The organism is Bradyrhizobium sp. 22, from assembly GCF_000482425.1.
GTDB lineage: Bacteria > Pseudomonadota > Alphaproteobacteria > Rhizobiales > Xanthobacteraceae > Bradyrhizobium > Bradyrhizobium japonicum_B.
Genome location: NZ_KI519399.1, coordinates 3,526,359 through 3,552,358 on the forward strand (window position 1 = coordinate 3,526,359; position 26,000 = coordinate 3,552,358).

28 protein-coding genes are annotated in these 26,000 nt (G+C 65.1%); 23 read left to right on the forward strand and 5 right to left on the reverse strand.

The genetic code is table 11. The annotated features are described in order from the left end of the window. Positions 1 to 132 precede the first annotated feature (132 nt). The 4 genes from moaC to K410_RS0118065 are packed head-to-tail and all read right to left on the reverse strand — an operon-like array spanning position 133 to position 4,417. On the reverse strand, positions 133 to 660 hold the full coding sequence (moaC, locus tag K410_RS0118050) for a cyclic pyranopterin monophosphate synthase MoaC (RefSeq protein WP_028136188.1): 528 nt from the start codon (positions 658 to 660) through the stop codon (positions 133 to 135). Position 661: 1 nt separating this feature from the next. After that, positions 662 to 1,483, reverse strand: coding sequence for an indole-3-glycerol phosphate synthase TrpC (gene trpC / locus K410_RS0118055; RefSeq protein ID WP_028136189.1), 822 nt, complete (start codon positions 1,481 to 1,483; stop codon positions 662 to 664). A gap of 7 nt (positions 1,484 to 1,490) precedes the next feature. Next, complete coding sequence (trpD, locus tag K410_RS0118060; RefSeq protein WP_028136190.1) at positions 1,491 to 2,504, reverse strand: anthranilate phosphoribosyltransferase; 1,014 nt, start codon at positions 2,502 to 2,504, stop codon at positions 1,491 to 1,493. Positions 2,505 to 2,518: 14 nt separating this feature from the next. Then, positions 2,519 to 4,417, reverse strand: a complete 1,899-nt coding sequence (locus tag K410_RS0118065; RefSeq protein WP_028136191.1) for a peptidylprolyl isomerase — start codon at positions 4,415 to 4,417, stop codon at positions 2,519 to 2,521. A gap of 45 nt (positions 4,418 to 4,462) precedes the next feature. Between K410_RS0118065 and K410_RS39610 the strand changes: the two genes are divergently transcribed. The 10 genes from K410_RS39610 (at position 4,463) to K410_RS0118120 (ending at position 12,246) form a co-directional block, all read left to right on the forward strand. Further along, a complete protein-coding gene (locus K410_RS39610; protein ID WP_155253470.1) occupies positions 4,463 to 4,660 on the forward strand; it encodes a hypothetical protein in 198 nt (65 codons plus the stop codon). 34 nt (positions 4,661 to 4,694) lie between these two features. Next, on the forward strand, positions 4,695 to 5,450 hold the full coding sequence (gene tpiA / locus K410_RS0118075; RefSeq protein ID WP_028136193.1) for a triose-phosphate isomerase: 756 nt from the start codon (positions 4,695 to 4,697) through the stop codon (positions 5,448 to 5,450). A 140-nt stretch (positions 5,451 to 5,590) separates the two neighbouring features. After that, positions 5,591 to 5,977: a preprotein translocase subunit SecG gene (gene secG / locus K410_RS0118080; RefSeq protein WP_028136194.1), complete on the forward strand. Its 387-nt coding sequence runs from the start codon at positions 5,591 to 5,593 to the stop codon at positions 5,975 to 5,977. A 166-nt stretch (positions 5,978 to 6,143) separates the two neighbouring features. After that, positions 6,144 to 7,775 carry a CTP synthase gene (pyrG, locus tag K410_RS0118085; protein ID WP_028136195.1) on the forward strand — a complete coding sequence of 544 codons (1,632 nt, stop codon included), beginning with the start codon at positions 6,144 to 6,146 and terminating at the stop codon, positions 7,773 to 7,775. A gap of 80 nt (positions 7,776 to 7,855) precedes the next feature. Then, positions 7,856 to 8,182 carry an NIPSNAP family protein gene (locus K410_RS0118090; protein ID WP_028136196.1) on the forward strand — a complete coding sequence of 109 codons (327 nt, stop codon included), beginning with the start codon at positions 7,856 to 7,858 and terminating at the stop codon, positions 8,180 to 8,182. Between the two features lie 319 nt (positions 8,183 to 8,501). Then, entirely contained in the window at positions 8,502 to 9,350 is an 849-nt protein-coding gene (gene kdsA / locus K410_RS0118100) for a 3-deoxy-8-phosphooctulonate synthase (RefSeq protein WP_028136197.1), read from the forward strand. Continuing rightward, positions 9,350 to 10,558 carry an MFS transporter gene (locus K410_RS0118105; RefSeq protein ID WP_028136198.1) on the forward strand — a complete coding sequence of 403 codons (1,209 nt, stop codon included), beginning with the start codon at positions 9,350 to 9,352 and terminating at the stop codon, positions 10,556 to 10,558. Before kdsA ends, K410_RS0118105 begins: the two co-directional genes overlap by 1 nt. A gap of 61 nt (positions 10,559 to 10,619) precedes the next feature. Then, complete coding sequence (locus tag K410_RS0118110) at positions 10,620 to 10,835, forward strand: hypothetical protein (protein ID WP_028136199.1); 216 nt, start codon at positions 10,620 to 10,622, stop codon at positions 10,833 to 10,835. A 419-nt stretch (positions 10,836 to 11,254) separates the two neighbouring features. Then, positions 11,255 to 11,509 (forward strand): hypothetical protein, encoded by a 255-nt coding sequence (locus tag K410_RS0118115; protein WP_028136200.1) that lies wholly within the window; start codon positions 11,255 to 11,257, stop codon positions 11,507 to 11,509. Next, complete coding sequence (locus tag K410_RS0118120) at positions 11,506 to 12,246, forward strand: Fic/DOC family protein (protein WP_028136201.1); 741 nt, start codon at positions 11,506 to 11,508, stop codon at positions 12,244 to 12,246. Before K410_RS0118115 ends, K410_RS0118120 begins: the two co-directional genes overlap by 4 nt. A gap of 145 nt (positions 12,247 to 12,391) precedes the next feature. On the opposite strand, the gene queF is transcribed toward K410_RS0118120, so the two are convergent. Continuing rightward, positions 12,392 to 12,880, reverse strand: coding sequence for a preQ(1) synthase (gene queF / locus K410_RS0118125; protein ID WP_028136202.1), 489 nt, complete (start codon positions 12,878 to 12,880; stop codon positions 12,392 to 12,394). Between the two features lie 126 nt (positions 12,881 to 13,006). Here queF and eno point away from each other — a divergent pair, with 126 nt between their 5' ends. From eno to K410_RS0118190, 13 genes are all read left to right on the forward strand, one after another. After that, positions 13,007 to 14,290, forward strand: coding sequence for a phosphopyruvate hydratase (eno, locus tag K410_RS0118130; RefSeq protein ID WP_028136203.1), 1,284 nt, complete (start codon positions 13,007 to 13,009; stop codon positions 14,288 to 14,290). Positions 14,291 to 14,324: 34 nt separating this feature from the next. Beyond that, positions 14,325 to 15,458: a zinc-binding dehydrogenase gene (locus K410_RS0118135; RefSeq protein WP_028136204.1), complete on the forward strand. Its 1,134-nt coding sequence runs from the start codon at positions 14,325 to 14,327 to the stop codon at positions 15,456 to 15,458. A gap of 121 nt (positions 15,459 to 15,579) precedes the next feature. Continuing rightward, on the forward strand, positions 15,580 to 16,578 hold the full coding sequence (locus K410_RS0118140) for an MBL fold metallo-hydrolase (protein WP_028136205.1): 999 nt from the start codon (positions 15,580 to 15,582) through the stop codon (positions 16,576 to 16,578). Between the two features lie 179 nt (positions 16,579 to 16,757). Next, positions 16,758 to 17,309 (forward strand): NADPH-dependent FMN reductase, encoded by a 552-nt coding sequence (locus K410_RS0118145; protein WP_028136206.1) that lies wholly within the window; start codon positions 16,758 to 16,760, stop codon positions 17,307 to 17,309. 203 nt (positions 17,310 to 17,512) lie between these two features. Beyond that, a complete protein-coding gene (locus tag K410_RS0118150) occupies positions 17,513 to 17,830 on the forward strand; it encodes an FtsB family cell division protein (protein WP_028136207.1) in 318 nt (105 codons plus the stop codon). Between the two features lie 215 nt (positions 17,831 to 18,045). Beyond that, a complete protein-coding gene (locus K410_RS0118155) occupies positions 18,046 to 19,005 on the forward strand; it encodes a GAF domain-containing protein (protein ID WP_028136208.1) in 960 nt (319 codons plus the stop codon). A 311-nt stretch (positions 19,006 to 19,316) separates the two neighbouring features. Beyond that, the gene (gene adh, locus K410_RS0118160; protein ID WP_028136209.1) at positions 19,317 to 20,834 is read left to right on the forward strand and encodes an aldehyde dehydrogenase; all 1,518 of its coding nucleotides are present in this window, start codon (positions 19,317 to 19,319) and stop codon (positions 20,832 to 20,834) included. A 263-nt stretch (positions 20,835 to 21,097) separates the two neighbouring features. Next, a complete protein-coding gene (gene pdhA / locus K410_RS0118165) occupies positions 21,098 to 22,120 on the forward strand; it encodes a pyruvate dehydrogenase (acetyl-transferring) E1 component subunit alpha (RefSeq protein WP_028136210.1) in 1,023 nt (340 codons plus the stop codon). A gap of 28 nt (positions 22,121 to 22,148) precedes the next feature. Further along, positions 22,149 to 23,552 carry a pyruvate dehydrogenase complex E1 component subunit beta gene (locus tag K410_RS0118170; RefSeq protein WP_028136211.1) on the forward strand — a complete coding sequence of 468 codons (1,404 nt, stop codon included), beginning with the start codon at positions 22,149 to 22,151 and terminating at the stop codon, positions 23,550 to 23,552. Positions 23,553 to 23,555: 3 nt separating this feature from the next. Then, on the forward strand, positions 23,556 to 23,858 hold the full coding sequence (locus K410_RS0118175) for a DUF5076 domain-containing protein (RefSeq protein ID WP_028136212.1): 303 nt from the start codon (positions 23,556 to 23,558) through the stop codon (positions 23,856 to 23,858). A 2-nt stretch (positions 23,859 to 23,860) separates the two neighbouring features. After that, positions 23,861 to 24,313 (forward strand): nucleoside deaminase, encoded by a 453-nt coding sequence (locus K410_RS0118180; protein ID WP_028136213.1) that lies wholly within the window; start codon positions 23,861 to 23,863, stop codon positions 24,311 to 24,313. Between the two features lie 58 nt (positions 24,314 to 24,371). Continuing rightward, complete coding sequence (locus K410_RS0118185) at positions 24,372 to 25,736, forward strand: pyruvate dehydrogenase complex dihydrolipoamide acetyltransferase (RefSeq protein WP_028136214.1); 1,365 nt, start codon at positions 24,372 to 24,374, stop codon at positions 25,734 to 25,736. A gap of 22 nt (positions 25,737 to 25,758) precedes the next feature. Then, positions 25,759 to 25,992: a hypothetical protein gene (locus K410_RS0118190; protein ID WP_049820087.1), complete on the forward strand. Its 234-nt coding sequence runs from the start codon at positions 25,759 to 25,761 to the stop codon at positions 25,990 to 25,992. The last annotated feature ends 8 nt before the right edge of the window (positions 25,993 to 26,000 follow it).

Below are 26,000 nucleotides of genomic sequence, written 5' to 3' on the forward strand. Positions count from 1 at the left end.
TGAGAACACCCGTCGGTTTACGGGGACGGTATGGAGGCGAAGTTAGGAAGCGAGGTTAACGAAGCATGAATTGTCGCAGGCAAAAGCAAGCGATGCGCGTCGCGCGAGCCGGGTCGCTGAAACGAGCGCGGTTCAGGCGCGGTAATGGCCGGACTTGCCGCCGAGCTTCTCGACCAGATGGATGCCTTCGATGCGCACCCCGCGGTCGACCGCCTTGATCATGTCGTAGATGGTGAGGCAGGCGACCGACACCGCGGTGAGCGCCTCCATCTCCACGCCGGTCGGTCCGGTCACCTTGACGCTGGCGCGGACGAGGCAGCCCGGCAGCTTTGCGTCGGGCTCGACGTCGACGATGACCTTCGACAGCGCGAGCGGATGGCACAGCGGGATCAGCTCCGAGGTGCGCTTGGCGGCCATGATCCCCGCGATGCGCGCGGTGCCGAGCACGTCGCCCTTCTTGGCGTTGCCTGACACGATCAGGTCGAGCGTCGCCTTGGTCATGACGACGCGGCCTTCCGCGACCGCGAGCCGCTCGGTGGCCGGCTTGTCCGACACGTCGACCATGCGCGCCTCGCCGGAGGCGCCGATATGGGTGAGGGCGGGGCCGGTCTTGGTCCGTTGGGTCTTGGCCGGTTTGGCCTTCGAAGCCTTGCGCGCCATCTCAGCGCGTGCCCGTCGCGCGGGCCGCACTCTCGCGCGCCAGCAGCGTGCGCGTCGCCGCGGTGACGTCGGCCTGCCGCATCAGGCTCTCCCCGACCAGGAAGGTCGTCATGCCGACGCGCTCGAGCCGGGCGAGATCGGCGGGCGTGAAGATGCCGCTCTCGCCGACCATCAGACGGTCCGCCGGGATCAGCGGCGCCAAGGCCTCGCTGGTCGCGAGCGTGGTCTCGAAGGTGCGAAGATTGCGGTTGTTGACCCCGATCATCGGCGAACGAAGTTTCAGCGCCCGGTCGAGCTCGGCGCGGTCGTGGATCTCGATCAGCACGTCCATGCCATAGGCAATCGCTGCATCCTCGAGATCGCGGGCGGCGGCATCGTCGAGCGCCGCCATGATGATCAGGATGCAATCGGCGCCGTGCGCGCGAGCCTCGACCACCTGATAGGTGTCGAACATGAAATCCTTGCGCAGCACCGGCAGGGCGGTCGCGGCACGCGCAGCGACCATGAAGTCGAGATGGCCCTGGAACGAGGGCGTGTCGGTCAGCACCGACAGGCAGGCCGCGCCGCCCGCTTCATAGGCCCTGGCGAGCTGCGGCGGATCGAAATCGGCGCGGATCAGGCCTTTCGAGGGCGAAGCCTTCTTCACCTCCGCGATCAGCGCGTAATCGCCGCTCGCGTGCTTGGCCTTGATCGCGCGCACGAAGCCGCGCGGCGCCTCTTGCGCCTTGGCCTTTGCCTCGACCGAAGACAGCGGCTGCGCGCGCTTGGCGGCGGCGATCTCCTCGCGCTTGTAGGCTTCGATCTTGGTCAGGATATCCGACATGTCAGGCTCAGCCGTTCGAGACCGCGATCAGGTGCTTCAGGCGCATGTTCGCCGCGCCGCTGTCGAGTGACTTGGTGCCGATCGCAACGCCCTCCTTGAGGTCCTTGGCGCGCCCGGCCACGATCAGCGCGGCGGCGGCATTCATCAAGGCTACGTCGCGGTAGGCACTCGGCTTGCCATTGAGCACGCTTTGCAGCGCGATCGCATTGGCGTCGGCATCGCCACCCCTGAGCGCGCCGGGCTCGCAGCGCGGCAGGCCGGCGTCTTCCGGCGTCACCTCGAAACTCCGGATCTCGCCGTTGTGGAGCGCGGAGACGAAGGTCGGGCCGGTGAGGGTGATCTCGTCGAGACCATCGGAGCCGTGCACCACCCAGACGGATTCGGAGCCGAGGTTCTTCAGCACCTGCGCCAGCGGCTGCACCCACTGCCTGGAGAAGACCCCGACCATCTGCCGCTTCACGCCAGCCGGATTGGACAGGGGGCCGAGCAGATTGAAGATCGTGCGCGTCGCGAGCTCGACCCGGGTCGGGCCGACGTTCTTCATGGCGGGATGGTGGGCGGGCGCGAACATGAAGCCGATGCCGCATTCGCGCACGCAGCGGCCGACTTGTTCCGGCTTCAGATCGATCTTGACCCCGAGCGAGGCCAGCACGTCGGCGGCGCCCGAGCGCGACGACAGCGCGCGGTTGCCGTGCTTGGCCACCGGCACGCCGGCGCCCGCGACGATGAAGGAGGCGCAGGTCGAGACGTTGACCGAGCCGGAGCCATCGCCGCCGGTGCCGACGATGTCGACGGCGTCCGGCGGTGCCGCGACGGTCAGCATCTTGGAGCGCATCGCCGCGACCGCGCCGGTGATCTCGTCCACGGTTTCGCCGCGCACCCTGAGCGCCATCAACAGACCGCCCATCTGCGAGGGCGTGGCCTCGCCGCTCATCATGGCGTCGAAGGCGGCTGCGGCTTCGTCACGCGACAGGCTGGCGCCGGTCGCCACTTTTCCAATGATCGATTTCAGGTCGTCCATCGCGTGCTTTCAACTCACTGGTTCGCGCCGGTCACCTGCGCGAAGGCGGCCTGATTAATGGTGGTCCCGATGTCGGTTTCAAGCTTGTTGACGTAGGAGGCGACCTGCTCCTCGGTCTGGGCCCGGTCGAGGGTCTCCTTCAGCTTCTTGACCGCGTCGGAGGCAGCGTCGACCGCGGGATCGACGATATCGGTGACGCGGAAGACGATGACCTCGGTGCCGCCGGTCACCGGCGTCTGGCCGACGCCATCCTTGGCGGCGCGGAAGGCGGCCGCCACCACTGCTGCAGGCACGCTGGCGGGCGTATCGTCGCGCTTGAAGCCGGTCGCGGTCTCGACCTTGGCGCCGATGGCGGCGGCTTCGTCGGCCAGCTTGCCGCCCGCTTCGAGCTTCTTCACCATCTCGCTCGCCTTGGCCTTGAGCTTGGTCGCGATCTGGTCCTGGCGCCAGCGCGCCTCGACCTGGTCGCGGACCTCGTCGAGATTGCGGTCGCGCGAGGGCGTGATGGCGAGCACGTCGTACCAGACATATCCGCCCTTGTACGAGATCGAGTCGTTGTCGACGCCGACATCGGTGCTGAAGGCCTGCGACACCACGTCGAGGCCCTGCGGGATGTTGGCGACCGGCTGGCCGTTCGGGGCGCGGCCGGAGCGGTCGACGGCGTCGATGGTGACGGCGCTGAGCCCGAGCTTCTGCGCCGCCTCGATCACGCTGGCGCCGCCGCCGCGCTCGTCTTCCATCTTGTCGCGGAGATCATTGACCTTGACGCGCGCGCGCTCGATCGCGATCTCGCGCTTGATGTCGCCGCCCGCGCTGGCGTAGTCGGCCTCCTTGCCCGGCTCGATCTTGTCGACCTTGACGATGGACGTGCCGAGCGCGCCCTGGATCGGCTGGCTGATCTCGCCGGCGGGAAGCGCGAAGGCGGCTTCGCCGACCGCCGTATCCAGCGAAGATTTGCTGACGAGGCCAAGGTCGATATCGGAGGCGCTCAGCCCGCGTTCCTTGCCGAGGTCCTCGAACGACATGCCGCCGACGAGGCGCTCCCGGGCCGCCTGCGCTTCCGCGGCGTTGGGGAAGACGATCTGCTGGATCTGGCGCTTCTCCGGCGTGCCGAGCCGGTCCTTGCGCTGCTCGAACACCTTCCTGGCGTCCTCGTCCGATACCTCGCTCCACTTGCCGATCTCTTCCGGCGAGACCACCACGAAGGCGATCTTGCGATATTCGGGCGCGCGGAACTGGACCTTGTGATCCTCGAAATAGGCCGCGAGCGCCTCGGGCGAGGGCGCGTCGATCTGGCCTGCCTGGGCGGCATCGAGCCTGACGAATTCAATGGCGCGCTGCTCGTTCTGGTATCGCGTCAGCACGTCGATCATGGCCTTCGGCGGCTCGAGGCCGGCCCCGATCGTGCCGGTGATCTGCCGGCGCAGCGACACCTTGCGCTGCTCGGACACGTAGCGCTGCTCGGTATAGCCGAAATTGCGGATCAGGGCCTGGAAGCGGCTCGCATCGAAATTGCCGCCGACACCCTTGAAGTTGGGGTCGTTCATGATGAGCTGGCGGATCTGGTCATCGGACTGACCGAGCCCGAGCCGGCGCGCCTCCTCGTCGAGGGCAGCTTCCGCGATGGTCTGCTGCAGCACCTGGCGGTCGAGGCCGAAGGCGCGGGCCTGGTCGGGCGTCAGCGGCCGGCCGACCTGGCGGCCGATCTGCTGCAGGCGGTCGGTGTAGATCTGGCGGAACTCGTTGAGCGAAATCTCGGTGCCGCCGACCTTGGCCACCGTGGACTGCCCGAAGCCCTTGAAGATGTCGGCAATGCCCCAAACGCCGAAACTGATGATCAACACGCCCATCACCACGGCCATAATGATCTTGCCGAGCCAGTTTGATGAGGCCTTGCGCATTCCTCGAAGCATTTGGTCCAACTTGTCTGAGCAGGAGGGGAACGGGAGCGCGTCTTAATGCAGATTCCGCAAAAGCGCGTCACCAAATTGATCCATCATCATAAAGTGGCGGCTTTCCCCCCGCAACCTCGGGTCCTCGGACTGCTTGCGGCTGCGGTGAAAAGCCCCAAAGCGTTTTCGAGCGAAGTGGACCCGGTTCGGGTCTGGAAAACGCGTCAAAACAAGAATCTGGAACTGCGGCAGGTCCTCTGCTAGCGCATGCACAAACCTCATTTTGCTGGGAATTGACATGACCGACGCCATCCGCCCCCTGATCGCCGGCAATTGGAAAATGAACGGCCTGAAGCCACAGGCCGCCGAGTTCGAGGCCATGCTCGACGGCGCGGCCGGGGTGACCGGCAAGGCCGATCTGCTGGTCTGCCCGCCCGCGACCCTGATTGCGGCCTTCGCCGAGAAGGCGCGCGGCAAGAACGTCGCGGTGGGGGCCCAGGATTGCCATCCCAAGGCCTCCGGCGCGCATACCGGCGATATTGCCGCGGAAATGCTGGTGGATGCGGGGGCGAGCGCCATCATCGTCGGCCATTCCGAGCGCCGCGCCGATCACGGCGAGGGTGATGCCCTGATCCGCCAAAAGGCCGAGGCGGCCTGGCGCGCCGGCGCGACAGCGATCGTCTGCGTCGGCGAGACGCAGGGGCAGCGCGACGCCGGCCAGACCCTGGAGATTCTGCGCGGGCAGCTCGGGGGCTCGCTTCCCGATGGCTCGACCGCCGCGAATCTCGTCGTGGCCTATGAGCCGGTCTGGGCCATCGGCACCGGCCTGACCCCCACGGCCAAGGATGTCGAGCAGATTCATGAGTTTATCCGGGAACTCCTGACCACCAGGTTCAAGGCCGAAGGTAGCGGGATGCGCATCCTCTACGGCGGCTCGGTGAAGCCCTCGAATGCGGCCGAGCTGATGGCGGTGAGCAACGTCAACGGAGCTCTGGTCGGCGGTGCCAGCCTGAAGGCGGCCGATTTCCTTGCGATTGCCAAGGGCTGCCCCTAGCTAAATCCAAAGCGCTAATCCGGACCCGATCGGGGGTGGCAATGCCCCCTCCGATCGTGTAACACCGCGCAACTTCAGGAAAACCCGCGAAGCGCGATCGGCCGACGTCAGGCGCCGCCCGCTTGTGACGGAAGGGCACTATGCAGACCGTTGTCATCGTCATCCATCTCATGATCGTCGCCGTGATGATCGGCGCCGTCCTGCTCCAGAAGTCGGAAGGCGGCGGCCTTGGCATGGGCGGCGGCGCGGGCTTCATGTCGAGCCGCGGCACTGCGAACCTGTTGACGCGAACCACCGCGATTCTGGCCGCCGGGTTCTTCCTCACCAGCATGTTCCTGTCCTGGCACGCCGGCTACAGCCGCGCTCCGTCGTCGATCATCGGCACGCCGGCGTCGCAGGGCCAGCCGGCCGGCGGATCGCCGATCGCGCCGCCGACCTCCGGGGGCATCCTGGATTCGCTTAAGAAGGCGGACGAGCAGCAGCAGGCGCCGGCTCCGACCGGCCCACAGGTGCCGCGCTCGCAATAAAGCAGGGGGGCCATGCAGGGCGGCTGCTACCGTCCTGCATCAACAATCCCCATCAAGGCACTGTCACCACTCTTAGTTTTGGCTCACCCACAGGCCCGCAGAATCTTTGGGGCGGAATACGAATCGCTTTGGCGAATCGAATGTAGGGGATTAGAGGTTAAGTCCCATGGCGCGGTACATATTCATCACCGGCGGCGTGGTTTCTTCGCTCGGCAAGGGTCTGGCTTCGGCGGCACTCGGTGCGCTGTTGCAGGCCCGGGGCTACAAGGTCCGCCTCCGCAAGCTCGATCCCTATCTCAATCTCGATCCCGGAACGATGTCGCCGTACCAGCACGGCGAAGTGTTCGTGACCGATGACGGCGCGGAGACCGATCTCGATCTCGGTCACTACGAGCGCTTCACCGGGCGGCCGGCGACCAAGGCCGACAACATCACGACCGGGCGCATCTACCAGGACATCATCTCCAAGGAGCGTCGCGGCGATTATCTCGGCGCGACCATCCAGGTGGTTCCGCACGTCACCAACGCGATCAAGGAATTCGTCCTCGACGGCAACGACGACTACGACTTCGTCCTAGTCGAGATTGGCGGCACGGTCGGCGACATCGAGGGCCTGCCGTTCTTCGAGGCGATCCGCCAGCTCAAGAACGAGCTGCCGCGCGATCACGCCGTCTATATCCATCTGACGCTGCTGCCCTACATTCCGAGCGCCGGCGAATTGAAGACCAAGCCGACGCAGCACTCGGTGAAGGAGCTGCGCTCGATCGGCATCCAGCCGGACATCCTGCTCTGCCGCACCGACCGCGAGATTCCGAAGGAGGAGCGGCGCAAGCTCGGGCTGTTCTGCAACGTGCGCGAAAGCGCCGTGATCGAGGCGCGCGACGTCGACAACATCTATGCGGTGCCCGAGGCCTATCACAATGCGGGCCTCGATGACGAGGTGCTCGCCGCCTTCGGCATCGCCTCGCGGATTCCGCCGGAGCTGCGCAGCTGGCAGGAGATCAACGAGCGCGTGCGCAACCCCGAGGGCAACGTCACCATCGCCATCGTCGGCAAATACACCGGCATGAAGGATGCGTATAAGTCGCTGATCGAGGCGCTCTCGCATGGCGGCATCGCCAACAAGGTCAAAGTCAATCTGGACTGGATCGAGAGCGAGATCTTCGAGAAGGAAGATCCCGCGCCGTTCCTCGAGCACGTCAACGGCATCCTCGTCCCTGGTGGATTCGGCCAGCGCGGCGCGGAAGGCAAGATCAAGGCGGCGCAGTTCGCGCGCGAGCGCGACGTGCCGTATTTCGGCATCTGCTTCGGCATGCAGATGGCGGTGATCGAGGCGGCGCGAAACCTGGTCGGCATCGAGGACGCCAATTCCACCGAGTTCGGCCCGACCAAGGAGCCGCTGGTCGGCCTGATGACGGAATGGCTGCGCGGCAACGAGCTCGAGAAACGCTCACAGGCCGGCGATCTCGGCGGCACGATGCGGCTTGGCGCATACCCTGCGGCGCTGAGCCGTGGCAGCCGCGTCTCGCAGGTCTATGGCGGCGCCACCGAGATCTCCGAGCGCCACCGCCATCGCTACGAGGTCAACACCGCCTACAAGGACCGCCTCGAGCAGCACGGCCTGAAATTCTCAGGCCTGTCGCCCGACGGGGTGCTGCCTGAAATCGTCGAGTACGAGGACCATCCCTGGTTCATCGGCGTTCAGTTCCATCCCGAGCTGAAGTCGCGCCCGTTCGAGCCGCATCCGCTGTTCGCCTCGTTCATTCAGGCGGCGATGGTGCAGAGCCGATTGGTGTAGCCGGCTCGCCCGTCTTTGACGCGCATGCAATTTGTTGCGACAACTCCGCCCCGCAAGAACAACAAGGGGAGTGAACTGCAATGATCTACGAAATGCGCGTCTATCGCTGCGTGCCCGGCCGGCTGCCGGCGCTCTTGAAGCGGTTCGAGACCGCCACGCTGAAGATCTGGGAGAAGCACGGCATCAAGCAGGCCGGATTCTTCACGACGCTGATTGGTGAATCGAACCAGGAGCTGACCTATTTCCTGGCCTGGGACTCGCTCGCCGAGCGCGAGAAGAAGTGGGGCGCGTTCATGACCGATCCGGACTGGATGAAAGCCCGCGCCGAGAGCGAAGCCGACGGCCAGATCGTCGGCAACATCGTCAGCCAGATCCTGACGCCGACCGCATTCTCGGCGGTGAAGTAGCGATCCTTGCCGCGCTCAGGGCTGTCGCAATTGGACCGTCACAATCGGTCGTCATGCCCGGGCTTGTCCCGCCTGCGCGGCCGAAGCCGCTTCGGCGCGGCGAGGGCCCGGGCATCCACGTTCTTAGTGCTGTGTCGCGAGGCGTGGATGGCCGGGACGAGCCCGGCCATGACGAAGGGGAGGCTCTCTCGCTCCGTTGCGATAGTTCTGGCCGCGGCGCGGAACTCTGGCGCAACCCTGATATTCGAACGGTCCGGGCCGAATAGGGTTGATCCGACCCTCATCGCGGCTATGGTCGCGCCGAAACGAGGGATTTGCCTTGAGCTCTTCGCATTCAGCGGCGCCGGTCGTCAGCATCGGAAAGGTCAAATTCGGCAATGATCTGCCGATCTCGATCATTGCCGGACCCTGCCAGCTCGAAAGCCGTCAGCATGCGCTGGAGGTCGCCTCCGCGCTGAAGGAGATCGCTGCGCGGCTGAACATCGGCCTCGTCTACAAGACCTCGTTCGACAAGGCCAACCGCACCAGCGCCTCGGCTGCGCGCGGCCTCGGCCTTTCGCAGTCGCTGCCGATCTTCGCCGAAATCCGCGCCTCGCTCGGCCTGCCGGTCCTGACCGACGTGCATGAGGCCACGCAATGCGCCGAGGTGGCGCAGGCCGTGGACATCCTGCAGATCCCCGCCTTCCTGTGCCGGCAGACCGATCTGCTGCTGGCTGCGGCCGCGACCGGCAAGGTCGTGAACGTCAAGAAGGGCCAGTTCCTGGCGCCGTGGGACATGGCGAACGTCGTCACCAAGATCACGAGTGCTGATAATCCCAACGTGCTCGTCACCGAGCGCGGGGTGTCGTTCGGCTACAACACTCTGGTCTCCGACATGCGCGCGCTGCCGATCCTCGCGCGCACCACCGGCGCGCCCGTGATCTTCGATGCCACCCATTCGGTGCAGCAGCCGGGCGGGAAGGGGACCTCGTCAGGCGGCGAGCGCGAATTCGTGCCGGTGCTCGCCCGTGCTGCGGTCGCGGTCGGCGTTGCCGGCGTCTTCATCGAGACCCATCCCGATCCTGATCGCGCGCCCTCCGACGGGCCCAACATGGTACCGCTGCGCGAGTTCGAGGGGCTGATCGCCAGACTGATGGCGTTCGACGCGCTGGCAAAGAACCCGCGCTGATGCAGCAAGGCGAGGCGCGGGCGCAGGATCACGGCTTGCCGGCAGCGCTCTACGTCATCTCGGGCGCTAGCTTCGCCGCGGCCTTGTCGGCGCGCGCGCTCGATCCGGTGCTGCCGCACGTCGCCGAGGATTTCAACGTCAGTATCGCCACCGCCGCGGGCTTTGCCGCGGTGTTCGCCTTCACCTTCTCGATCATCCAGCCGATCATCGGCGCTGCCGCCGACCTGTTCGGCAAGACGCGGCTGATGATCTTCTGCCTCGCGCTGCTCGGCCTCGCCAACATCCTGGGCGCATTCGCGACCTCGTTCTCGGTTCTGTTCGCGACTCGCATCCTCGCCGGCATCGGCTCGGGCGGCGTGTTTCCGGTCGCACTCAGCCTGACCAGCGATCTCGTCGGGCCCGAAAAGCGCCAGGTTGCGATCAGCCGCACGCTCGCCGGCGCCATGACCGGCAATCTGCTCGGCGCCTCGGCCTCCGGCCTGATCGGTGATTTCCTCGGCTGGCGCGGCGTGCTCGCGGTGCTCGGCGGGCTCGTGATCGTGGCGTCGATCGCGGTCGCGGCCGGCTTTCGCGGCGCCAAGGTCCAGCCTCCGCCGCAGACGAGCCTGTCGGCGCTGAAGGCCGGCTATCGCACCATCTTCACCAACCCGAATGCCTATGTCTGCTATTCGGCGGTGTTCATCGAAGGCTGCTGCGTGCTCGGCCTGTTTCCCTACATCGCCTCGTTCCTGTTCGAGCTCGGCCAGACCTCGCTGTCGATCGCCGGCATCGTCATCGCCGGCTTTGCGGTCGGCGGCCTTTTCTACACACTGACGGTGTCGCGCCTGCTGCCGTGGCTGGGGGTGAAGGGCATGATGATATCAGGCATGGCGCTGGTGGCCTCGCAGCTCGTCGCCGTCGCGTTCGGTCCGCGCTGGGAAGTGCAGGCACTGAATCTCATCGTGATGGGATGGGGCTTCTACATCGCCCATGGCTGTCTGCAGGTCTTCGCCAGCGAGCTCTCGGTCGAGGCGCGCGCCACCGCGCTGTCGCTGCATTCGTTCTTCTTCTTCATGGGGCAGACCGTGGGCCCGCTCGCCTATGGTTTCGGGCTGCAGCACGCCGGCAAGGTCCCGACCCTGTTCGCGAGCGCAGGGATCATGGTGGTGCTGGGCGTTGTCTGTGCCCGGCTGCTCAAGCCGCGGGCGCCGTCGGATGCGCGCACCTGACGAAAGGGTACCGGAACCCAACTAAATCGGACGTCGCGCCGCCGGCGTGCTACAGCCGGGCATGACAAAGTTCCTGATCGCCGCGCTGCTCGCCATGGCTCCGGTCGCCGCGCAGACGTCTCAAGCCCAGCCCAAGCCGCCGGTGACCGATCGCGAGCAGGTGCAGGCTGACCGCGCGAAAGCGGCTGCCGAGGAAAAGAACGCCCCGACCACGCGTCCTTGGGACAGAGATGCCAACGGCAAACGTCCCTGGGAAAGGTCATCCGTCTCCAAGTAGCATGCACGACGGCAGTTTCGGGAAGCGCGATATTCGGACCGGAAAAGGTCGAGCGAACGAAGTCTGTTACATCCTCGACCGGATCACGCCAGACAGCACAGGTCGGCGCTTCGTCGTCGGCAAATTGCTGTTTCAGACATTCCTCGGCCTTTTCGACCAGAGGGTCATCGCCAAGCAGCGGCTTCTGGCAAACGCTTTCACTGAGCGAGATAAGGCGCATCATCGCCAGTACGTCGAGCGCGAATCTGGTCGTGCGTTTTGTCGTCTGTCTCGGCCTTCTGGAAGACGTTCGCCTCGGATCAACGTGGCTGAAATCTTGAGTTGTTGCATGGGCTTATGGGCTCGGAAAGCCGGCCAGTGCGCTGCAACTTAGTGGATTTTCAGGGCTCGGCATACTATATTGGAGGCAGGGAGAATCCATGTCCGCCCAACGTTCCGCGACCAAGCCCCACTACACTGCTGGCGTCATCCAGCGGTTGGCGACCGCCAACAACGTAGCAGTGGTCGTGACGCCGAACGATGTCTTTGCCCATCACGTTACACGGCTCTCCGGCGACGACGTGAATTTCGATCCCATCGAGAATACCATCGTGGCGCTTCAGCGCGCCGGGATTTTGGATCGTGTCCAGGCCGTGCGCCTTCAGGCGCGCTATCTTCGCGAAAGGCGTCCGTGACGTTTGATCCATTCGGGGATTTCGCGACGCGCGGCTATTTGCGCAACGTTGCAAAGGCCAAGGACCCCGAAATCGTTCAACGTCTTCTGCACAATTCTTTCCTGACCGGCATCGATGCGGCCTTGGATCACCTCGAGGCGCGGCCTTCTTTGAACTATGACGACGTTCTAAGAACGCACGAAACGCTCTTCGGGGCCGTATTTCCATGGGCTGGAGAAGATCGACACACCAACGCGCCCCACATCCACGTGAAGAAGGGTGCAATCTTCTTCGCTCATCCCGACGACATTCGCAGATCGATCGACTACGCGCTGGATAAGGGACAAGACAAAGCCTTCATGGCGGAGAAGCCTGGCGAAGTGATGGGTTATCTCGCCTACGGTCATCCTTTCCTCGATGGTAATGGCCGCACCATCATGCTGATCCATGCCGAGCTTGCGCGCCGCGCGGGGATCGGCATCGACTGGTCGGCGACGGATAAGGACGAATACCTCGCCGCTTTGACGGAAGAACTCGAAGAGCCCGGTAAAGGCAAGCTGGATGCGTATCTGAAGTCATTCATCCGCAAGGGTTCGCAAATGAAAGACATTGCGGGTGCGATCAAGTCCGCGCCGGGTTTGGATGGCGATGAAGCCGATACCGTCGCGGGCGACACAACAGATCCTACGGTCAAGGCGCAATACGAAGAGCAGGAAGTCAAGCGCAAGGGCGGTCAAGGCTCGGCACAGAAAAGCTAAGCCTTGACGAATGGTCGGCGGACATTCCGTGCGGCTGCAAGATCTGAGCGTCGCTTACATCGCGGGCGCCTAAAATGCCCAAGTCTACGGAGGAATTGGTCTACGGTGCTCTGACGAGAGGGGCGCTTAGCCGCTCACCTCGTTCTCAACCCCGTCCGCGATAGGGCGCGACGCCTTGCTCGGGCACCCACAGGCCCCTGGGCACGCGGCCGGTCTGCCAGAACACGTCGATCGGAATGCCGCCGCGCGGATACCAATAGCCGCCGATGCGCAAGAATTTCGGCTTGATCTCGCTCGCGATGCGCTTGCCGATCATCACGGTGCAGTCCTCGTGAAAGGCGCCGTGGTTGCGGAAGCTTGCGATGTAGAGCTTGAGCGATTTCGACTCCAGCAGCCAGGCACCCGGCGCGTAGTCGATCATCAGATGCGCGAAATCCGGCTGGCCCGTGACCGGACAGAGCGAGGTGAATTCCGGCACGGTGAAGCGCACCAGATAGTCGGTGCCCTTTTGCGGATTGGGCACGCGGTCGAGCTTTGCCCTTTCGGGCGCATCCGGCCATTCCACGGCGTGGCCAAGCTGCAAGGCAGCCGGGTCAAGGCTTGAGTACTTCGATTTGCTGGGCTTTTTCGACATCAGTCCGCCTCCGAGCGGCCCTCTTACCCAATCATCCGGCGGCCGTCACCCGGCCTTTTCCACGTCGATGCATTGCGGTAGAAGCACCGCCAACTGCCACCCTTTGTTTCTCGAAATGAGGCTCTCATGACCGCCATCATCGACATCATCGGCCGCGAAATCCTGGACAGCCGGGGCAATCCCACCGTCGAGGTCGATGTCGTGCTGGAGGATGGCGCGCTCGGCCGCGCTGCCGTGCCCTCCGGCGCCTCGACGGGCGCCCATGAGGCGGTGGAACTGCGCGACGGCGACAAGGCCCGCTATCTCGGCAAGGGCGTCAGCAAGGCGGTCGGCGCCGTCAACGGCGAGATCTTCGAGGCCCTCAGCGGCCTCGATGTCGAGCAGCAGGCCCAGATCGACCAGATCATGATCGACCTCGACGGCACGGCGAACAAGAGCCGGCTGGGCGCCAACGCCATTCTCGGCGTCTCGCTGGCCTGCGCCAAGGCGGCCGCGAACTCGCTCGACATGCCGCTCTACCGCTACGTCGGCGGCACCTCGGCGCGCCTGTTGCCGGTGCCGATGATGAACATCATCAATGGCGGCGTGCATGCCGACAACCCGATCGACTTCCAGGAATTCATGATCCTGCCGGTCGGCGCCGCGTCCTTTGCCGAGGGCCTGCGCTACGGCGCGGAAGTCTTCCACACGCTGAAGTCCGAATTGAAGAAGGCCGGCCACAACACCAATGTCGGCGACGAGGGCGGCTTTGCGCCGAACCTGCCGTCGGCCGACGCCGCGCTCGACTTCGTCATGAACGCGATCGGCAAGGCCGGCTTCAAGGCCGGGAGCGACATCGTGCTCGGCCTCGACTGCGCCTCGACCGAGTTCTTCAAGGACGGCAAGTACGTCTATGAAGGCGAGGGCAAGACCCGCTCGATCTCCGAGCAGGCCAAGTACCTGGCTGACCTCGTCTCGCGCTATCCGATCGTCACCATCGAGGACGGCATGTCGGAAGACGACATGGACGGCTGGAAGGAGCTCACGGACCTCGTCGGCAAGAAGTGCCAGCTGGTCGGCGACGACCTGTTCGTCACCAACGTCAAGCGCCTCGCCGACGGCATCAAGGCCGGCCGCGCCAACTCGATCCTGATCAAGGTCAACCAGATCGGCACGTTGACCGAGACGCTCGCCGCCGTCGAGATGGCGCACAAGGCCGGCTACACCTCGGTGATGTCGCACCGCTCCGGCGAGACCGAGGATTCCACCATCGCCGACCTTGCGGTCGCCACCAATTGCGGTCAGATCAAGACCGGCTCCCTTGCGCGTTCCGACCGCACCGCCAAATACAATCAGCTCCTGCGCATCGAGCAGCAGCTCGGCAAGCAGGCGCTCTACGGCGGCAAGGCGGCACTGAAGGCGCTGGCATAAGCCGGCGCTTGACCAAACACAGGGGAGGACCGACATGAGCGACGGCAAGACCGGACTGCAGCTGCGTTCGCTGCTCAAGAAGAGCGGCGAGCTGGAATTGTCCCTCGTGAACGTCCCGACGCCGGAGCCGGCCGACGACGAGGTCGTCGTCCGCGTCGAGGCAACGCCGATCAACCCCTCCGATCTCGGTCTCCTGATCGGGCCGGCCGACATGTCGGCCGCCAAAGCCTCCGGCACCAAGGAGATGCCGGTCATCACCGCGACGATGCCGGAGGCGGCGATGCGGATGATGGGAGGCCGGCTCGACCAGTCGCTGCCGGTCGGCAACGAGGGCGCCGGCACGGTGATCCGGACCGGCTCGTCGGACGCGGCGAAAGCCCTGATGGGCAAGACAGTGTCGATGATCGGCGGCGCGATGTACACGCAGTACCGCGTGCTGAAGGTCCGCGACGTCATGGAGCTGCCGGCGGGCACCACGGCCGCCGACGGCGCGTCCTGGTTCGTCAATCCGCTGACCGCGCTCGGCATGACCGAGACGATGCGGCGCGAGAACCACAAGGCGCTCGTGCATACCGCGGCTGCGTCCAATCTCGGCCAGATGCTCAACAAGATCTGCATCAAGGACGGCATCGGCCTCGTCAACATCGTCAGGAGCAAGGAGCAGGCCGATATCCTGCGCAAGATCGGCGCCAAGTACATCGTGGATTCCAGCGCGCCAAGCTTCACGGACGATCTCACCAATGCGCTGGTCGAGACCGGCGCCACCATCGCGTTCGATGCCATCGGCGGCGGCAAGCTGGCCAGCCAGATCCTGACCGCCATGGAAGTCGCCGCCAACAAGACCGCGAAGGAATACAGCCGCTACGGCTCCAACGTGTACAAACAGGTCTATATCTACGGCAGCCTCGACAATCGGCCGACCGAATTGAGCCGGTCGTTCGGTCTGACCTGGGGCGTCGGCGGCTGGCTGCTGACGCCGTTCCTCCAGAAGATCGGTCCGGCCGAGATCGGCCGCCTGCGCCAGCGCGTGGCGTCCGAGCTCAAGACCACATTCGCCAGTCACTACACCAAGGTGATCTCGCTGGCCGAGGCGCTCGATCCCGCCAACATCGCCGTGTACGCCAAACGCGCCACCGGCGAAAAATTCCTCATCAACCCGAATAAATAATCGTGATCTAGGGCGGCAGGTCACCGAAGGATAAGGTCTTGCCTTCTGCGCGCAGCGCGAGATTAAATTCCGCCGCCATTGCAGGCGGAAAAATCGCAAAGCGCTCAGAAGGGGACCTTCCATGACCGATCTCAATCGCCGTCATCTGCTCGCAGGCGCCGCCGCCCTCGGTGCAGCGGCCGCGGCCGGGCTTGGACCGACCGCCGCCAAGGCCGCAGCGCCGCAGGCGGGGACGCAGGCGCCGGGCTTTTATCGCTACAAGGTCGGCAGCTTCGAGTGCACCTCGATCAACGACGGCGCGCGCACCTTTCCGATGCCGGACAGGTTCGTCGCCAATATTCCGAAGGAGGAAGCGCTGGCCGCAGGAGAGGCGGCCTACATGCCGAAAGGCATGGTCACGATCCCGTTCAACCCGCAGCTCATCAATACCGGCTCCAAGCTGGTGCTGATCGATACCGGCAACGGCGTTGCGAATCTAGAGGCGAGCAAGGGCGCCGTCGGCCGCACGCTGCAGAACCTTGCTGCCGCCGGTGTGGATCCCAAGGCCATCGACGTCGTGCTGCTGTCGCATTTCCACGGCGACCACATCAACGGCGTTCGCCTCGCCGACGGCGCGCTTGCCTTTCCGAACGCGGAGATCATGGTGCCGGGCAAGGAATGGGAGTTCTGGACCAGTGAGGACAACGCCGCCAAGGCCGAGTCCAATCAGGGGCTGAAGGCCAATTTCGCCAACGTGAAGAAAATCTTCGCCGGCATCGAGTCCAAGGTGACCAAGTACGAATGGGGCAAGGAGGTCACGCCGGGCATCACCTCGATCGCAACGCCGGGCCATACGCCCGGCCACACCTCGTTCGCGGTTGCCTCGGGCGATGCCAAGGTGCTGATCCAGTCCGACGTCACCAACATCCCGGAATTCTTCCTGCGCAATCCGGACTGGCACGTCATGTTCGACATGGACGCAGCGATGGCGCAGCAGACGCGTCACAAGTTTTACGATATGGCGGCAGCGGAGAAGGCGACGGTGGTCGGCTTCCACTTCACCTTCCCCTCGGTTGGTCATGTCGTGAAGGACGGCGCCAAATATCGCCTGATCCCGTCGGCCTGGAATCCGACGATCTGAGCTGGGTCAGCATCGGCGCGCAAGAACCGGGCCGCCGCTTGGCGGCCCGATTGTTTGGACCAGCATCTGCTTTCGCGAAACGCAGCGTTTCCAATTCGGGCCGGTTCATGCACTTGCATCCATCTGGCCGGATCGCTTAAGTGCTGTCGGCACCCTCCCTCAAGGTTCAAGGACATCTCATGGCCTACAATATCGTCACGATCGCCGGCAGCCTGCGCAAGGAAAGCTTTTCGCTGAAGATCGCCAACGCGCTTGCCAAGCTCGCGCCCGACTCGCTGAAGCTCGAGGTCATCACGCCGGCCGGCATCTCGTTCTTCAATCAGGATCTCGAGGGTGCGCCGCCCGCGGACTGGCTGGCCTTCCGCGACAAGCTTCAGAAGTCGAACGGCGTCCTGTTCGTCACCCCCGAATACAATCGCTCGATCCCGGGCGTCCTCAAGAACGCCATCGACGTCGCCTCGCGCCCCTATGGCAAGAGCTCGCTGCTCGGCAAGCCGGTCGGCATCATCTCAAACTCGCCGGGACCGCTCGGCGGCGTCAGCGCGGCCAAGCATCTGCAGAACATCCTGCCGGGCATCTCCGGTCCGCTGCTGCAGCAGCCGGAAATCTACCTCAACGGCGTCGGCGATGCCTTCGGCGCGGACGGCAGCCTGACCAAGGACTCCCTGAAGACGGTGCTGCAGCAATACATCGACGCCTTCGCCGCGCACGTGGCGAAGAATCAGGGCTGAGCCTGAATGACCCGCGGCCACGCTTGAGGTCCTCATCCTGAGGAGACCGCGAAGCGGTCGTCTCGAAGGATGGCCGCGGGCGCGATCTGGGCCTTCATGGTTCGAGACGGCGCTCCCCGCCTCCTCACCATGAGGGGCTGGTAGCGTGGCGCGGGCAGGGTGCTTTTAGCACTCCCTTAACCAACCTGTCCCATCTTCCCAGCATGGTCTCCCGCGCGCGCCTGAAATCGATCCTGACCGGACTTGCCCTCTACGCGATGGCGGCCGCCATCGTCGGCTATTTCGGCGTCAACGCCTATACCGGCAAATACGGCCTCAACGCCCGCCAGGAGCTCGACCAGGAGATCATCGCGCTGACCAGCGAACTGGCCCAGCTCAAGCGCGAACGCGTCAGGAGCGAGCAGCGGGTGTCGCTGCTGCGGTCCGAGCGGATCGATCCCGATATGCTGGACGAGCGGGCGCGCTTCCAGCTCGATTATGTCAATCCACGCGATCTCGTTCGGATGATCCCGGCGAAGTAGCGTTTTTCGCGCATTGCGAAACCGGCGCGAAAGCCGCTGCCGAAATCCGGCCTCCTTGCGCCATGCTCCTTCGAAGGTCGTAAGTCTGGAACCGGCTGGCTGCCTTGACGACGGCACCGCGGCGGGCTCATGGCTTGTGCAGCGCTCGCCGAAGTTGACGCAGATCAAACGGGTGGCGCCGGCACGTTCTAGTCTGTCATCCGGAGGAAACTGTGATGAATGGGTCAATGCCCCGGCATCACGCGGCCCGTGTCGAGGCCGCCATCGCGTCAGGCCAGGCGGCACGATCCGCGCTCGTGGCTTCGTGGCGCCGTTCGTCCAGATTGCACCATCTCGATCCCGGCGGCCGCACCTCGCCGATGCGGCTGACCGAAGCCGAACTGTACCGGGCGCGCGAGCGCGTCGCGCCGCTGTTGGCAGCCGCGCAAGGCGCGATGGACCGGCTCTATCAGGCCGTCGGCGCCAGCGGTTGCTGCGTGCTGCTCGCTGATGGCGAGGGCGTGCCGGTCGACCGTCGCGGCATGCCGGCGGACGACGCCACGTTTCAGTCCTGGGGCCTGTGGACCGGTGCGCTCTGGAGCGAGGAGCATGAAGGCACCAACGGCATTGGCACCTGCCTCGTCGAGCAGCGTGCGCTGACGATCGACCGCGACCAGCATTTCTTCGCCCGCAACACGCTGCTGAGCTGCACCGCCGTTCCGATCTACGACCATGAGGCCGCGCTCGCCGGCGTGCTCGACGTCTCCTCCTGCCGCGCCGACCGCACCGACGCGTTCTCCAGCCTGATCGCGCTTGCGGCGGGCGAGGCGGCCAAGCGGATCGAGGCCGATCTGTTCCGCAAGGCGTTCGCCCATGCCCGCATCGTGCTGACGCAAGCCGGGGACGGCCAAGGCGGCGGCCTCGTCGCGGTCGATGCGGACGATCTCGTGATCGGTGCGACCCGCTCTGCCCGGGCGGCGCTCGGAATCGCCCCCGGCCGGCCCTTGCGGCCGATGCCCGCAGCCGATCTGCTCGGCGGCGACACCGCGCACGATCATCTTGCCGGCGGTCAGCGCGCGGTGGTGCAACGGGCATTGCTCCGCGCCGGCGGCAATGTCTCGGCGGCCGCCAAGGCCCTCGGCATCAGCCGCGCCACGTTGCATCGAAAGCTGAAGCGGTTCGAGCTGAACCACTGAGCCGCGGTTTACGCAAACTCCGATCTCGTGCCCCGGACGCAGCGCAGCGCGTCGCCCTTGCGACGTGGTGCGCTGCTGAGCCGGGGCCCATGTCTCCGCATACCTCCCGTGCCGCCTCTGGTCCCGGCTCTGCGCAGCAACGCGAAGAGCGTTGCAGCGCGTCCGGGACACGATCACTGTCGCAGAACTGCGACAGGTCCGCTCCGCCATCGCTTCCCGCCGGGCTGACAGAGATCACCTCCCGCGACATCGTCGGCGCAAGTCGTGAACACGCGACGAATTGCGCAAACAGCAATCAACGGGAGTGATCAATGAACAAGGTGGAATTCCTCAGCGTCACCAAAGTTCCCTTCGCCGAACGCTATGACAACTTCATCGGCGGCAAGTTCGTCGCGCCGATCTCCGGCAGATATTTCGACAACGCCTCGCCGGTGACCGGTCAGGTCGTCTGCAAGATCGCGCGCTCCGACGCGCAGGACGTCGAGGCGGCCCTCGATGCGGCGCATGCCGCCAAGGCGGCCTGGGGCCGCACCAGCGTCGCCGAGCGCGCCGCGGTCCTGAACCGGATCGCCGATCGCATGGAAGACAATCTGGAGCGTCTGGCCATCGCCGAGACCTGGGACAACGGCAAGCCGATTCGTGAGACCCGCGCCGCCGACCTGCCGCTGGCGATCGACCATTTCCGCTATTTCGCCGGTGTGGTGCGCGCCCAGGAAGGCTCGATCGGCGAGATCGACCACGACACCATCGCCTATCATTTCCACGAGCCGCTCGGCGTGGTCGGCCAGATCATCCCCTGGAACTTCCCGCTGCTGATGGCCTGCTGGAAGCTCGCGCCCGCGCTCGCTGCCGGCAATTGCGTGGTGCTGAAGCCGGCCGAGCAGACCCCGGCCTCGATCATGGTCTGGGCCGAGATCATCGCCGACATCCTGCCGCCGGGCGTGCTCAACATCGTCAACGGCTTTGGCCTCGAGGCCGGCAAGCCGCTGGCTTCGAGCCCGCGCATCGCCAAGATCGCCTTCACCGGCGAGACCACGACGGGCCGGCTGATCATGCAGTACGCCAGCCAGAACCTCATCCCCGTCACGCTGGAGCTTGGCGGCAAGTCGCCCAACATCTTCTTCAAGGACGTCACCGCCGAGGACGACGATTTCTTCGACAAGGCGATCGAGGGCTTCGTCATGTTCGCGCTGAACCAGGGCGAGGTCTGCACCTGTCCGAGCCGCGCGCTGGTCCATGCCGACATCTATGACCGCTTCATGGAGCGGGCCTTGAAGCGCGTTGCCGCGATCACGCAGGGCGACCCGCGCGATGCGACCACCATGATCGGCGCGCAGGCCTCCGGCGAGCAGCTGGCGAAGATCCTGTCCTACATCGACATCGGCAAGCAGGAGGGCGCCAAGGTGCTCGCAGGCGGCGGACGGGCCGAGCTAGGCGGCGATCTCGCCGGCGGCTTCTACGTCAAGCCGACCGTGTTCGAGGGCCACAACAAGATGCGGATCTTCCAGGAAGAGATCTTCGGCCCCGTGGTCTCGGTCACGACCTTCAAGACCGACGACGAGGCGCTCGAGATCGCCAACGACACGCTCTACGGCCTCGGGGCCGGCGTCTGGAGCCGCGATGCCAACCGCTGCTACCGCTTCGGCCGGGCGATCCAGGCCGGCCGGGTCTGGACCAATTGCTACCACGCCTATCCCGCCCACGCAGCGTTCGGCGGCTACAAGCAGTCGGGCGTCGGTCGCGAGACCCACAAGATGATGCTCGATCATTATCAGCAGACCAAGAACCTCCTGGTCAGCTACAGCCCGAAGAAGCTCGGCTTCTTCTGATCGGGAATGCGGAGAGGGCGGCGCCATGTCCGGCGCCGTCCACTTCGACGACTGGGATCGGCATGGTGCATCGTTCTTGAGCTGGTCATATCGCCGCATCGTGACGCGTAGATTTGTTGCCCGATCGGCGCCAAAGATTTTCCAATATTTCGACCACGTTGCAGTGCGGCATAATGAAAGTCGTGGCATGCTGCCGCGGTGCTTTCCAAGGGCGTTTGAGTTGGGTTAGAGAGGGCACAAGTTTTCTCTGACCCGGAATTCCTATGGCCGCACCCAAGAAAGCCGCCGCAAGCCCTCCACAGGACAAGACCGACGGCGGTTCGCCTCCGGAATTCACGAGGGAGCAGGAGCTCAAGGCGCTCCGCGACATGCTCCTGATCCGCAGGTTCGAGGAAAAGGCCGGCCAGCTCTACGGCATGGGCGCGATCGGCGGCTTCTGCCACCTCTATATCGGCCAGGAGGCCGTAGTGGTCGGCATGCAGATGGCCCTGAAGGAGGGCGATCAGGTCATCACCGGCTATCGCGATCACGGCCACATGCTTGCCACCGGCATGGATGCCAACGGCGTCATGGCCGAGCTCACGGGCCGCCGCGGCGGTTATTCCAAGGGCAAGGGCGGCTCCATGCACATGTTCAGCAAGGAGAAGCACTTCTACGGCGGCCACGGCATCGTCGGCGCCCAGGTCTCGCTCGGCACAGGCCTCGCCTTCGCCAATCATTATCGCGGCAACGACAATGTCAGCGTCACCTATTTCGGCGACGGCGCGGCCAACCAGGGCCAGGTCTACGAGAGCTTCAACATGGCGGAGCTCTGGAAGCTGCCGGTGATCTACGTCATCGAGAACAACCGCTACGCCATGGGCACCTCGGTCTCGCGCGCCTCGGCGCAGCAGGATTTCTCCAAGCGCGGCGCGTCCTTCAACATCCCCGGCAAGCAGATCGACGGGATGGACGTCCGCGCCGTCAAGGCTGCGGGCGAGGAGGCGGCGGCCTGGTGCCGCGCCGGCAAGGGGCCCTTCATCCTGGAGATGCAGACCTATCGCTACCGCGGGCACTCGATGTCCGATCCTGCAAAATATCGCACACGCGAGGAGGTCGAGAAGGTCCGTCACGATCAGGACCCGATCGAGCAGGTGCGCAACCGCCTGTTGGCCGCGAAGGTCAGCGAGGCCGACCTCAAGGCGATCGACGCCGAGGTGCGCGACATCGTCAACGCCTCCGCCGATTTCGCCCAGCATGATCCCGAGCCGGATGCCGCCGAGCTCTGGACCGACGTCTACCGCTGAACGCGCGCAAGCTTTCCTTGGAGAAGATATGCCAATTCAAGTGCTGATGCCCGCGTTGTCGCCCACGATGGAGAAGGGCAACCTCGCCAAATGGCTGAAGAAAGAGGGCGAAGCGATCAAGTCGGGTGACGTGATCGCGGAGATCGAGACCGACAAGGCGACCATGGAGGTCGAGGCGACCGACGAGGGCACGCTCGGCAAGATCCTGATCCCCGAGGGCACCGCCGACGTCGCGGTGAACACGCCGATCGCGACCATTCTCGCCGACGGCGAGAGCGCGGCCGATCTCGCCAAGGCGTCCGCGCCGGCGAAGCAGGAGAAAGCGGCGGAGTCCGCACCGCCCGCCGCCGCCAAGTCCGAGGCGCCTCAGCCCAAGGAGCCTCAGCCCAAGGCTGCGCCGGCGCCGCAGGCCGTTGCCGAACCCGATCCGGAGGTGCCCGCGGGCACCGAGATGATCACGCAGACCATCCGCGAAGCTTTGCGCGATGCCATGGCCGAAGAGATGCGCCGCGATGCCGACGTCTTCGTGATGGGCGAGGAGGTCGCCGAATATCAGGGCGCCTACAAGGTCACGCAGGGCCTGCTCCAGGAATTCGGGGCCAAGCGCGTGATCGATACGCCGATCACCGAGCACGGCTTTGCCGGCGTCGGCGTCGGTGCCGCGATGGCCGGCCTCAAGCCCATCGTCGAGTTCATGACCTTCAACTTCGCCATGCAGGCGATCGACCAGATCATCAACTCCGCCGCCAAGACGCTCTACATGTCCGGCGGCCAGATGGGCTGCTCGATCGTGTTCCGCGGCCCCAACGGTGCGGCTGCGCGCGTCGCCGCCCAGCACAGCCAGGATTACTCGGCCTGGTACTCCCACGTTCCCGGGCTCAAGGTCGTCGCGCCGTATTCGGCCGCCGATGCCAAGGGCCTGCTCAAGGCCGCGATCCGCGATCCCAATCCGGTGATCTTCCTCGAGAACGAGGTGCTCTACGGCCACAGCGGCGAAGTCCCCAAGCTGGATGATTTCATCATCCCGATCGGCAAGGCCCGCATCGTGCGCGCCGGCAGCCATGTCACGATCATCTCCTGGTCGAACGGCATGACCTATGCGCTGAAGGCCGCCGACGAACTCGCCAAGGACGGCATCGAGGCCGAGGTGATCGACCTGCGTACGCTGCGCCCGATGGACACCGAGACCATCATCAACTCGGTGAAGAAGACCGGGCGTGCGGTGACGGTGGAGGAGGGCTGGGCCCAGAGCGGCGTCGGCGCCGAGATCGCCGCGCGCATCATGGAGAACGCCTTCGATTATCTGGACGCGCCGGTGACGCGCGTCTCCGGCAAGGACGTGCCGATGCCGTATGCGGCGAACCTGGAGAAGCTTGCGCTGCCGTCGGCTGCGGAAGTCGTCGAGGCCGCCAAAGCCGTCTGCTACAGGTAGACCATGGCGGGCCCCAAGGAGCAGCCACTGCCGCCCGACGTCATGGCCCGCGACGACGCGGTCGAGATCCTGCGCGTGTTCGTGCTGGACGGCGGGCTGTCGATGGCGTTCCAACGCGCCTTCGAGGAGCCCGACATGTGGGGGCTCCTGCTCGTCGATCTCGCCCGCCATGCCGCGCGCGCCTATGCGCGCGAGAGCGAATATACCGAAGAGGACGCGCTGAACCGGATCCTCGAGATGTTCCAGGCCGAGATCGAGCGTCCCACCGACACCGGCACGACGACGCCGCGCGGCAAGGGACACTGACCATGGCGATCGAGCCCTATCATTACGATTTCATGCTGGAGGCGATCCGCGAGGCGGAGGCTTCGATCGCGCAGGGCGGCCTGCCGATCGGCGCGGTGCTGACGCGCGACAACAAGATCATCGCCCGCGGCCACAACAACCGCGTGCAGGAGAACAATCCGATCCTGCACGGCGAGATGAGCTGCCTGCGCGAAGCCGGCGCGATCTCGTTCCACGACACCGTCATGTACACCACATTGTCGCCATGCTCGATGTGCGCGGGTGCGCTCGGGCTGTTCAAGGTCAAGCTGGTGGTGATCGGCGAATCCGTCACCTTCGAAGGCTCCAAGGACATCCTCGACAAGTTCGGTATCCCCTGGATCGACCTTGCCGACGACCGCTCCATCACCATGATGAAGAATTGGCGTTCCATCCCTGCCAATGAGCGCCTGTGGCAGGGCGACATCGGCAACTAAACCTGGTCGTCTTCGCTGTCGAAAGACGACGTTTTGCAAAGTTCTTCTTGAGGTCAGCATGCCCATCAACATCCTGATGCCCGCTCTCTCGCCGACGATGGAGAAGGGCAACCTCGCCAAGTGGCTGAAGAAGGAAGGCGACAAGGTCAAGAGCGGCGACGTCATCGCCGAGATCGAGACCGACAAGGCGACCATGGAGGTCGAGGCGATCGACGAGGGCACGATCGCGAAGATCCTGGTGCCCGAGGGCACGCAGGACGTCCCGGTCAACGACGTGATCGCGGTGCTTGCCGGCGAGGGCGAGGACGTGAAGGCGGCGGGGAGCGCCAAGCCGAGCGCTTCGGCCGCGCCGCCGAAAGCAGAGAAGCCCGCTGAAGCTCCTGCTGCTGAGCCGGCTCCCGCGCCCGCACCTGCCGCGCCCAAGGCCGCTCCGCCGCCTGCCGCGGCACCCGCGCCGCAGGCCGCAGCTCCGGCCGCGCAGGCGAACGGCCATGGCGGCCGCGTGTTCTCATCGCCGTTGGCGCGTCGCCTCGCCAAGGAAGCCGGCATCGATGTCGGCATGGTCACCGGCACCGGGCCGCATGGCCGGGTCGTCGCGCGCGACGTCGAGCAGGCCAAGTCGGGCAAGGGCCTCAAGGCACCGGCGGCTGCTCCCTCGTCCGCGCCCGCGATCGCGCCGACCATGTCGGACAAGCAGATCCTGTCGTTGTTCGAGCCAGGCTCCTACGAGATCGTCCCGCATGACGGGATGCGCCGCACCATCGCGCAGCGCCTGACCGCCTCGATCCAGAACGTCCCGCACTTCTACCTCACCATCGACTGCGACATCGGCAAGCTGCTCGCTGCCCGCGAGGAGATCAATGCTGCCGCGCCGAAGGACAAGGAGAAGAAGCCGCTCTACAAGATTTCGGTCAACGACTTCGTCATCAAGGCGATGGCGGTGGCGCTGCAGAAGATCCCGAACTGCAACGTCAGCTGGACCGAAAGCGGCATGGTCAAGCACCATCATTCCGACGTCGGCGTTGCCGTGGCGATGCCCGGCGGCCTGATCACGCCGATCATCCGCAAGGCGGAGACCAAGACGCTCTCGACCATCTCCAACGAGATGAAGGATTTTGCCGCGCGCGCACGCTCGCGCAAATTGAAGCCCGAGGAATACCAGGGCGGCACCACCGCCGTCTCCAACCTCGGCATGTACGGCATCAGCCACTTCACCGCCGTGATCAACCCGCCGCATGCGACCATCCTGGCGGTCGGCACCAGCGAGGAGCGTCCCGTGGTGCGCGGCGGCAAGATCGAGATCGCGCACATGATGAGCGTGACCTTGTCCTGCGATCACCGCGCCATCGACGGCGCGCTCGGCGCCGAGCTGATCGGCGCCTTCAAGCAGCTGATCGAAAACCCTGTGATGATGATGGTTTGACGCGGCGACAGAGGGGGCAACCTTGCATGTCCGAACCCGCTGGCCATGGATATCGCTGCTGCTCGGCGCGGTCGTCGCGCTCAACCCGGTTGGGCTCGATTTTCTTCGGTCGGCCTTCTTCTCGGGGGAGCAGCTGTCGCGGAACATCGCTCAACCGATCGTGTTCAGCGCGCTGGCCATTCTGGTCCTGATCGGGATCATTGAATGGCTGGTCAGATCTATTGTCTTCAAGCGCCGCGCCCGCGGCGCCTCTTGAGTTGAACG

What these genes read in the sequence shown, in the direction of transcription:
- K410_RS0118135 (WP_028136204.1), top strand. Translation starts at nt 14,325, where the DNA reads ATGAGCGACGGCAAGACCGGACTGCAGCTGCGTTCGCTGCTCAAGAAG.
- K410_RS0118110 (WP_028136199.1), top strand. Translation starts at nt 10,620, where the DNA reads ATGACAAAGTTCCTGATCGCCGCGCTGCTCGCCATGGCTCCGGTCGCC.
- K410_RS0118065 (WP_028136191.1), bottom strand. Translation starts at nt 4,417, where the DNA reads ATGCTTCGAGGAATGCGCAAGGCCTCATCAAACTGGCTCGGCAAGATC.
- K410_RS0118145 (WP_028136206.1), top strand. Translation starts at nt 16,758, where the DNA reads ATGGCCTACAATATCGTCACGATCGCCGGCAGCCTGCGCAAGGAAAGC.
- K410_RS39610 (WP_155253470.1), top strand. Translation starts at nt 4,463, where the DNA reads ATGCAGATTCCGCAAAAGCGCGTCACCAAATTGATCCATCATCATAAA.
- eno (WP_028136203.1), top strand. Translation starts at nt 13,007, where the DNA reads ATGACCGCCATCATCGACATCATCGGCCGCGAAATCCTGGACAGCCGG.
- adh (WP_028136209.1), top strand. Translation starts at nt 19,317, where the DNA reads ATGAACAAGGTGGAATTCCTCAGCGTCACCAAAGTTCCCTTCGCCGAA.
- K410_RS0118115 (WP_028136200.1), top strand. Translation starts at nt 11,255, where the DNA reads ATGTCCGCCCAACGTTCCGCGACCAAGCCCCACTACACTGCTGGCGTC.
- K410_RS0118155 (WP_028136208.1), top strand. Translation starts at nt 18,046, where the DNA reads ATGAATGGGTCAATGCCCCGGCATCACGCGGCCCGTGTCGAGGCCGCC.
- secG (WP_028136194.1), top strand. Translation starts at nt 5,591, where the DNA reads ATGCAGACCGTTGTCATCGTCATCCATCTCATGATCGTCGCCGTGATG.
- K410_RS0118090 (WP_028136196.1), top strand. Translation starts at nt 7,856, where the DNA reads ATGATCTACGAAATGCGCGTCTATCGCTGCGTGCCCGGCCGGCTGCCG.
- K410_RS0118105 (WP_028136198.1), top strand. Translation starts at nt 9,350, where the DNA reads ATGCAGCAAGGCGAGGCGCGGGCGCAGGATCACGGCTTGCCGGCAGCG.
- K410_RS0118180 (WP_028136213.1), top strand. Translation starts at nt 23,861, where the DNA reads ATGGCGATCGAGCCCTATCATTACGATTTCATGCTGGAGGCGATCCGC.
- K410_RS0118185 (WP_028136214.1), top strand. Translation starts at nt 24,372, where the DNA reads ATGCCCATCAACATCCTGATGCCCGCTCTCTCGCCGACGATGGAGAAG.
- K410_RS0118140 (WP_028136205.1), top strand. Translation starts at nt 15,580, where the DNA reads ATGACCGATCTCAATCGCCGTCATCTGCTCGCAGGCGCCGCCGCCCTC.
- K410_RS0118170 (WP_028136211.1), top strand. Translation starts at nt 22,149, where the DNA reads ATGCCAATTCAAGTGCTGATGCCCGCGTTGTCGCCCACGATGGAGAAG.
- pyrG (WP_028136195.1), top strand. Translation starts at nt 6,144, where the DNA reads ATGGCGCGGTACATATTCATCACCGGCGGCGTGGTTTCTTCGCTCGGC.
- trpD (WP_028136190.1), bottom strand. Translation starts at nt 2,504, where the DNA reads ATGGACGACCTGAAATCGATCATTGGAAAAGTGGCGACCGGCGCCAGC.
- trpC (WP_028136189.1), bottom strand. Translation starts at nt 1,483, where the DNA reads ATGTCGGATATCCTGACCAAGATCGAAGCCTACAAGCGCGAGGAGATC.
- moaC (WP_028136188.1), bottom strand. Translation starts at nt 660, where the DNA reads ATGGCGCGCAAGGCTTCGAAGGCCAAACCGGCCAAGACCCAACGGACC.
- tpiA (WP_028136193.1), top strand. Translation starts at nt 4,695, where the DNA reads ATGACCGACGCCATCCGCCCCCTGATCGCCGGCAATTGGAAAATGAAC.
- K410_RS0118175 (WP_028136212.1), top strand. Translation starts at nt 23,556, where the DNA reads ATGGCGGGCCCCAAGGAGCAGCCACTGCCGCCCGACGTCATGGCCCGC.
- pdhA (WP_028136210.1), top strand. Translation starts at nt 21,098, where the DNA reads ATGGCCGCACCCAAGAAAGCCGCCGCAAGCCCTCCACAGGACAAGACC.
- K410_RS0118150 (WP_028136207.1), top strand. Translation starts at nt 17,513, where the DNA reads ATGGTCTCCCGCGCGCGCCTGAAATCGATCCTGACCGGACTTGCCCTC.
- queF (WP_028136202.1), bottom strand. Translation starts at nt 12,880, where the DNA reads ATGTCGAAAAAGCCCAGCAAATCGAAGTACTCAAGCCTTGACCCGGCT.